Source organism: Pseudaquabacterium rugosum (assembly GCF_038066575.1).
GTDB classification, from domain to species: domain Bacteria; phylum Pseudomonadota; class Gammaproteobacteria; order Burkholderiales; family Burkholderiaceae_C; genus Pseudaquabacterium; species Pseudaquabacterium rugosum.
Genome location: NZ_JBBUTF010000032.1, coordinates 42,751 through 49,295 on the forward strand (window position 1 = coordinate 42,751; position 6,545 = coordinate 49,295).

Here is a 6,545-nt window from a genome sequence, read left to right on the forward strand (position 1 = left end):
AATGGCCCCCGATCGGCGGCCCGAGAACCGGGGCGCGCGGGGCGCGAGCCGCACGGCCCGGCCGGCGGCCCGTGGCCGATGATTCCCGCCATTCTGGATGAAAGTTCCAATATGATGGATTCATGGGCATCGAAGACCAGATCGCACGACGCATCCACGGCCTGCGCCGCACCCGCGGACTGACGCTGGAGCAACTGGCCGCGGCCAGCGGCGTCAGCCGGTCGATGATTTCGCTGATCGAGCGGGCCGAGACCAGCCCCACCGCCACCGTGCTGGACAAGCTGGCCGATGCGCTGGGCGTGCCGCTGCCCTCGCTGTTCGCCGTGCCGGACGACGACGGCGAGCCGACGCCGCTGGCCACCCGCGCGCAGCAGGCCGAGTGGACCGATCCGGCCACCGGCTATGTGCGTCGCCAGGTGTCGCCGGCCAGCGCGGACCCGGCGCTGGAACTGGTCGAGATCCAGTTCCCGCCCGGTCAGCGGGTGAGCTTCGAGTCGCCGCAGCGGCCGGTGCGCGTGCAGCAGCTGGTGTGGATGCTGGACGGCGAGATGGAGATCGCGCTCGACGGCCGCATCTGGCGCCTGCGGGCCGGCGACTGCCTGCGCCTGGTGCTCGACCACACCATCACCTTCCACAACCCGACCCCGAAACCGGCGCGTTATGCGCTGGCCCTGACCACCCAGGCCGCGCCGCTGCGCGGCAGGAGTCCTGCATGAGCCCCGATCCCGATCCCGACGCCGGCATCCGCCCGGTGGCCTGCACGCTGGAGCGCCACGGCGCGGCCATCCTCGACATCTTCAACGACGCCATCGTCAGCTCGACCGCGCTGTACGACTACCAGCCGCGCCCGCCGCAGGCCATGGCCGCCTGGTTCGAGGCCAAACGCCACGGCGACTTTCCGGTCATCGGGCTGGAGGCGGCCGACGGCACGCTGCTGGCCTTCGGCAGCTACGGCACCTTCCGCGCCTGGCCGGCCTACAAGTACAGCGTCGAGCATTCGGTCTACGTGCACCGCGACCACCGCGGCCGTGGCCTGGGCCGGCGCGTGATGCAGGCGCTGATCGAGCGTGCCCGCGCGCAGGGCCGCCATGCGCTGATCGGGGCCATCGACAGCGCCAACGCCGGCAGCATCGCGCTGCACGAGTCGCTGGGCTTCGAGCGGGTGGGGCTGTTCCCGCAGATCGGCTTCAAGTTCGGCCGCTGGCTGGACGTGGCCTTCTACCAGCGCCTGCTGGACACGCCGGAACAACCCGTCGACGGCTGAGCCGGTCCTGCAGCGCTGCCACGGCGCGCTGCGGGCTCACCCTGTCGCGTCCGTGCGGTTCTCGCGTTAAATTTCTGGCTGTCGGCTGCCGTACGGGCCACACCCGTCGTCCACTGCCCGCTGCCGGGCGCGCCTGCGCCCCTGGCTCACCGCCATGCGCATGCCTCCGCCACCCGTCGCTGAAGAAGCCGTGATCGACCGCGCCCGGTCCGATCCACGCCGTCTGGCCGCGCTGCAGGCCACCGGTCTGCTCGACACGCCGCCCGACGAAGGGCTGGACCGCCTGACCCGGCTGGCCAGCCGCCTGATCGGCGTGCCGGTGGTGGCCATCACGCTGCTGGACGCCGAGCGCGACGTCTACAAGAGCCAGCACGGCTTTCTCGAACCGCTGGCCACGCTGATGCAGTACAGCGGCCGCACCTTCTGCCAGCACACGCTGCTGGACGACGCGCCGCTGGTGCTGGACGACACTGCCGGCACCGCCGGCTATGCCGAGGTGCCGACGGTGCAGACGATGGGTCTGCGGGCCTATGCCGGCGTGCCCTTGTGCGATGCCCAGGGCCAGCACATCGGCAGTTTCTGTGCCCTCGATTTCCAGCCCCGCCACTGGCGCGACATCGACATCGACCTGCTGCGCGAACTGGCCCAGACGGTGATGCGCGAGCTGGCCCTGCGCCGGGCGCTGCGGCAGACGCAGCGCGCCGAGGAGGCCCGTCGCGCCTTCCTCACCGAGATGAGCCACGAGATCCGCACGCCGATCCATGCGGTGCTGGGCAGCGCGCATCTGCTGGCGCAGACCGCGCTGGACGAGACCCAGCGCGGTCATCTGCAGCGCCTGAGTACCGCCAGCGAGCACCTGCGCGGCCTGGTCGACCGCCAGCTGGAGCTGGCCCGCATCGAGTCCGGCCAGCTGGAGCTCGAGCAGATCGAGCTGGCCCTGCGGCCCTTGCTTGACGGTGCGCTGGCGCTGGTGGCCCAGGCGGCCGAGGCCAAGGGGCTGCGCCTGACGCTGGACGCCGACACGGCCGTGCTGCCCGAGCGGCTGCGCGGCGATCCGACCCGGTTGCGGCAGATGCTGCTGAACCTGCTGGCCAACGCGGTGAAGTTCACCGAGCGCGGGGGGGTCACGCTGGCGGTGCAGGTCGAGCAGCGGCTGCCGGCGGCGGCCGGGATGCCGCCGCGCGTGTGCCTGCGCTGCGAGGTGCGCGACACCGGCGCGGGCCTGCGTCCCGAGCAGCTGGCCCGTCTGTTCCAGCCCTTCCGTCAGGCCGATGCCTCGACGGCCCGCCGCCATGGCGGCAGCGGGCTGGGCCTGTCCATCGTCAAGCGCCTGGCCGCCATCATGGGGGGCCGCTGCGGTGCGGACAGCCAGCCCGGGCAGGGCAGCCGCTTCTGGTTCAGCGTCTGGCTGGATGTCGTCGAGGGGGTGGCGGCCGAGGCTGGCGCGGCCATGTCAGCCCCGCCGGCGACCGACGCCGCGCCGCCCGCCGACGATGATGACCGGGCCTGGCTGCGCCATCAGGCCGCCGGCACCCGTGTGCTGGTGGCCGACGACAACCCGATCAACCGCGAGGTGCTGGCGGCCTTGCTGGGCGCGGCCGGCCTGCAGGCCGTCGTCGTCGACGATGGTCTGCAGGCGCTGGTGGCCTGTGGCCAGGGCGAGCGCCTGATCCTGATGGACATGGAGATGCCCGGCCTCGACGGTGTGGCCGCGGCGGCCGCGGTCCGCGCGCGCGACGGGCTGATCCAGGTGCCGATCGTCGCGATGACGGCCCATGCGGCACCGGCCGAGCGCGAACGCTGCCGGGCCGCCGGCATGGACGATTTCCTCGTCAAGCCGGTCCACCCGGCGCATCTGTATGCGACCCTGCGGCGCTGGTTGACGGCCGGGCGGCCCCGCCCCGGCTGAGGCGGGGTCCGCGCTGGCGCGGGCTTACAGCGGCCGGCCGGCGCGCTGCGTCAGCCAGGCCGGGGCGTCCTGCAGGCAGACCGCGCGCAGGAAACGCTGCATCGCCGCGTCGCCGACCGAGGTCGTCTCCGGGCGGGTGCTGCTGGGCCAGGGGCCGCCGTGCTGCTGGGCGGCGGTCACGGCCACGCCGGTGGGCACGCCGCTGAACAGCACGCGGCCGGCGATCGCCATCGCGCCACGCACCAGGGCCTGGGCCTCGTCCGAGGCCTGCTCGGCGCCCCAGACGGTGACCGTCAGGCTGCCGCCGATGGCGTCGAGCAGCTGCAGCGCCTGGTCGACGCTGGCGCAACGCACGACGATGCTGGCCGGGCCGAAGACCTCCTCGCGCAGCGCGTGCTTGGCGATGAACTCCAGCGCGCTGACCTGGGCCAGCACCGGCTTGGGCGGCTGGCCTTCGGGGGCGGTCTCGGCCAGCAGCAGCTCGGCGCCGGCCTCACGCCAATGGGCGATGCCGCCGTCGAAGGCCGCGCGCATGTGGCGCGTCAGCATCGCGTGCGGGGTCTGCGGGCGCAGGGCCTCGGTCAGCTGCGCGACGAAGGCGTCGTTGACGGCCTTGGCGTCCAGCCCCGGCTGCAGCTGGTCGATCAGCACGATCACGCCCGGGTTGGTGCAGAACTGGCCGCAGCCCAGCGTGATCGAGCCGGCCAGCGTGGTGACCAGCGCGGCGCCATCGGCGGCCAGCTTGGCCGGCAGCGCGATGACCGGGTTGACCGAGCCCAGCTCGCCGTAGAACGGGATCGGGCGCGGGCGGTTGGCGGCCTCGGCGGCCAGGGCGGCGCCGCCCTGGGTCGAGCCGGTGAAGGCACCGGCGGCGATGCGCGGGTGGCGCACCAGGCGCACGCCGACATCGCGGCCGCCGCCCTGCAGCAGGCCGATCAGGCCGGCCGGCAGGCCCTGCGCGGCCAGCACCTGCTGCGCCAGGCCGTGCACCTTGGCCGACAGCAGCGGGTGGCCGCTGTGCGCCTTGACGACGACCGGGCAACCGGCGGCCAGCGCCGAGGCGGTGTCGCCGCCCAGCACCGAGAAGGCCAGCGGGAAGTTGCTGGCCGAGAACATCGCCACCGGGCCCAGCGGCACGGCCCAGCGCTGCATGGCCGGATGGCCGGCCGGCGGCGGGCCGGCGACGGCCGGATCATCGGTGTAGGCGAACGGGGCGCCGGCCTCGGCCAGCGTGGCGAAGCGGCGCAGCTGGAAGGCGGTGCGGTCGAGCTCACCGTTCAGGCGCACCGGGCCCAGCGCGCTTTCCTGGTCGGCCAGGGCGACCACGGCCTCGCGGTCGGCTTCCAGGGCGTCGGCCAGGCCGCGCAGCAGGGCGGCGCGGGTGGTGCCGGCGGCCGACTGCCAGGGCCCGAAGGCGGCGGCCGCGGCCTCGCAGGCGGCGTCGACCTTGGCCGGGGTGTGGGCGGTCAGTTCACCCAGCACCTGGCCGGTGCGGGCATCGTAGGAGACGACAGAAGTCATGGCGGTTCGGGCGAGGGCCGCGGGGCGCCGGACAGGCCGTCGGAAGACGGTCCGCACGGGGGGCGGCGGTGGATCGGACCCATGCCAGGCACGGGCGACAGCGCCGATGTTACCGTTGTCATCGCCGTTTTGCAGCCCGACGCGCCGGCCGACCGCGCGTGACGTCCTGTGCAGTGGCGCGGCTGCTGTTTGCGCTTGCTCACCCATGTCACATCCGGCCCACATCGGGGCATCGGGGGCGCCGCTATGGTCGACGCGTCCGCCCGATCCCGGCTGGCCCGGTGCCGTCCGCGCCGCCGGCCCCGGGCCTCCAGGCCTGCGCCGTGTGTCCGGTCCTTCCACCGGAAGCGGGCGAAGGCTGCGGCCGCCGTCGCGGCCAGATCCGATCCGCCATGTCCCTGTTCCGCATCACCACCGCCGAAGGCCTGGCCTGGGCCCGCACCGCCGCACCCGACCTGCCGATGGAAGAGCACGTCGCGCGCGAGCGGGCGGCGATGCGCCTGCGGCAGAGTCCGGTCCGCCCGTTCGGCGCGACCGAGATGCCGCGCAGCGGCCCGGCGATCCGGTCGGCCCATTCAGCCCATTCAGCCCATTTGACTCACTCGGCCCTGGCCGTCGTCCACCCCGGCCAGGCGACGCCCGGCGGCCCCTGGCCGTCGTGGGAGGAAACCGTGCTGGATGCCGAGCGTGCCGCGTCCCGGCGCCGGGCGGAGCCCGATGCCGCCCCTGCGGGCGTGACGCCGACCCGTGGCGCGACCGGGCACCGCGCCGCGCCGGCCGATCTGCCGCCCGCATCCGGCGATGGGCCGGCCCGGCCGTCCGCGCGGTCGTCGGCGGCCGATGCCTCGCCCGCGCGCGCCGCCCGTCACGCACCGGATGGCCCGGGTCGGCGTGCCGGTCGCGACGGGGCGGAGGTACCGTCCGGCCGCCGTGGCGGCGGCGGGCGGTCCCGGCGTCCGGTCCGGCGGGCCGAGGATGAAGGCCGCCGCGGCCAGCGCCGGCTGCTGCAGGTGGCCGTGCTGGTCGTCGGTCTGGTCGGGGTCTGGCAGCTGGGCGCGCACTGGATGACGCGGCCGGAGGCGTCCACCACCAGCGCCGCGGATGCCCACCGCAGCGCCTTCGTGCCGGACGGCGCCACGGCCGGCGCGACGGGTGCGGTCGGCGCGACCGGCACCGTCCCCCCCGCGGTGGCCGACACAGCGGCTGCCGACGGCCTGCGTCCGGCGGTCGATGCCGCGGCGCTCGGCCTGCCGCTGCCGCCGGCGGCCGTGGTGCTGCCGGACACCGCACAGCGCGTGGAGCGCCCGGGCCTGGGCCACTGGCTGGCCTTGACGGCCCACAGCACCGTGCCCTGGGCGCAGCTGGTCGAGTTCTACCGCGGCCAGGCCGCGCAGGAACAGGCGGCGCGCGCCGGCCTGCCGGCGCTGGAGGCGTCCGGCGGCGTCGGCCTGCGGCCGGTGGCGGGCGCCACCGCAGCGGGGGCCGCCACCCCGACGGCCGCCGTGCTGGAGGCCTCGCCCGGCGCCGGCCAATGGCAGCTGACCTTCCAGGACGGTGCCGATGGCGCACGCCGGGCCGTGCTGCTGCTGCAGGACGGCGATGCCGTGCGCGTCAGCTTGAGTCGCTGGGTGCCGGCGGCCGCGGGCACCACCGTGGGTCGCGGTACGCCGTCACCCGCAGCACCCGTCCCGGTGACGGCCGTGGCCTCGCCGCAGGGGATGTCTGGCGTCCGCTGACAAGCCGTGAACGAACCGCCGATCGACCGTGGGGAGCGCATGGCTGCTGATTGCCGCAGTGGCGCGAGGAGGCGGGAGCCGATGCGCAGCGGGAGCGGTGTGAGGGCCGTTTGTG

5 protein-coding genes are annotated in these 6,545 nt (G+C 74.9%); 4 read left to right on the forward strand and 1 reads right to left on the reverse strand.

All coding sequences use genetic code 11. From position 1 onward, the window contains the following. Window positions 1–122 precede the first annotated feature (122 nt). The 3 genes from AACH11_RS23165 (at window position 123) to AACH11_RS23175 (ending at window position 3,173) form a co-directional block, all read left to right on the forward strand. A complete protein-coding gene (locus AACH11_RS23165) occupies window positions 123–716 on the forward strand; it encodes a helix-turn-helix domain-containing protein (RefSeq protein ID WP_341376657.1) in 594 nt (197 codons plus the stop codon). Beyond that, complete coding sequence (locus tag AACH11_RS23170; RefSeq protein ID WP_341376658.1) at window positions 713–1,264, forward strand: GNAT family N-acetyltransferase; 552 nt, start codon at window positions 713–715, stop codon at window positions 1,262–1,264. The genes AACH11_RS23165 and AACH11_RS23170 overlap by 4 nt, the downstream gene beginning before the upstream one ends. A gap of 160 nt (window positions 1,265–1,424) precedes the next feature. After that, on the forward strand, window positions 1,425–3,173 hold the full coding sequence (locus tag AACH11_RS23175) for an ATP-binding protein (protein WP_341376659.1): 1,749 nt from the start codon (window positions 1,425–1,427) through the stop codon (window positions 3,171–3,173). 24 nt (window positions 3,174–3,197) lie between these two features. Here AACH11_RS23175 and AACH11_RS23180 read toward each other — a convergent pair whose 3' ends face one another. Next, the gene (locus AACH11_RS23180; protein WP_341376660.1) at window positions 3,198–4,694 is read right to left on the reverse strand and encodes an aldehyde dehydrogenase (NADP(+)); all 1,497 of its coding nucleotides are present in this window, start codon (window positions 4,692–4,694) and stop codon (window positions 3,198–3,200) included. A gap of 392 nt (window positions 4,695–5,086) precedes the next feature. On the opposite strand from AACH11_RS23180, the gene AACH11_RS23185 reads away from it, so the two are divergent. Then, window positions 5,087–6,430 (forward strand): hypothetical protein, encoded by a 1,344-nt coding sequence (locus AACH11_RS23185; protein ID WP_341376661.1) that lies wholly within the window; start codon window positions 5,087–5,089, stop codon window positions 6,428–6,430. Window positions 6,431–6,545 lie beyond the last annotated feature (115 nt).

What these genes read in the sequence shown, in the direction of transcription:
- AACH11_RS23165 (WP_341376657.1), top strand. Translation starts at nt 123, where the DNA reads ATGGGCATCGAAGACCAGATCGCACGACGCATCCACGGCCTGCGCCGC.
- AACH11_RS23170 (WP_341376658.1), top strand. Translation starts at nt 713, where the DNA reads ATGAGCCCCGATCCCGATCCCGACGCCGGCATCCGCCCGGTGGCCTGC.
- AACH11_RS23180 (WP_341376660.1), bottom strand. Translation starts at nt 4,694, where the DNA reads ATGACTTCTGTCGTCTCCTACGATGCCCGCACCGGCCAGGTGCTGGGT.
- AACH11_RS23175 (WP_341376659.1), top strand. Translation starts at nt 1,425, where the DNA reads ATGCCTCCGCCACCCGTCGCTGAAGAAGCCGTGATCGACCGCGCCCGG.
- AACH11_RS23185 (WP_341376661.1), top strand. Translation starts at nt 5,087, where the DNA reads ATGTCCCTGTTCCGCATCACCACCGCCGAAGGCCTGGCCTGGGCCCGC.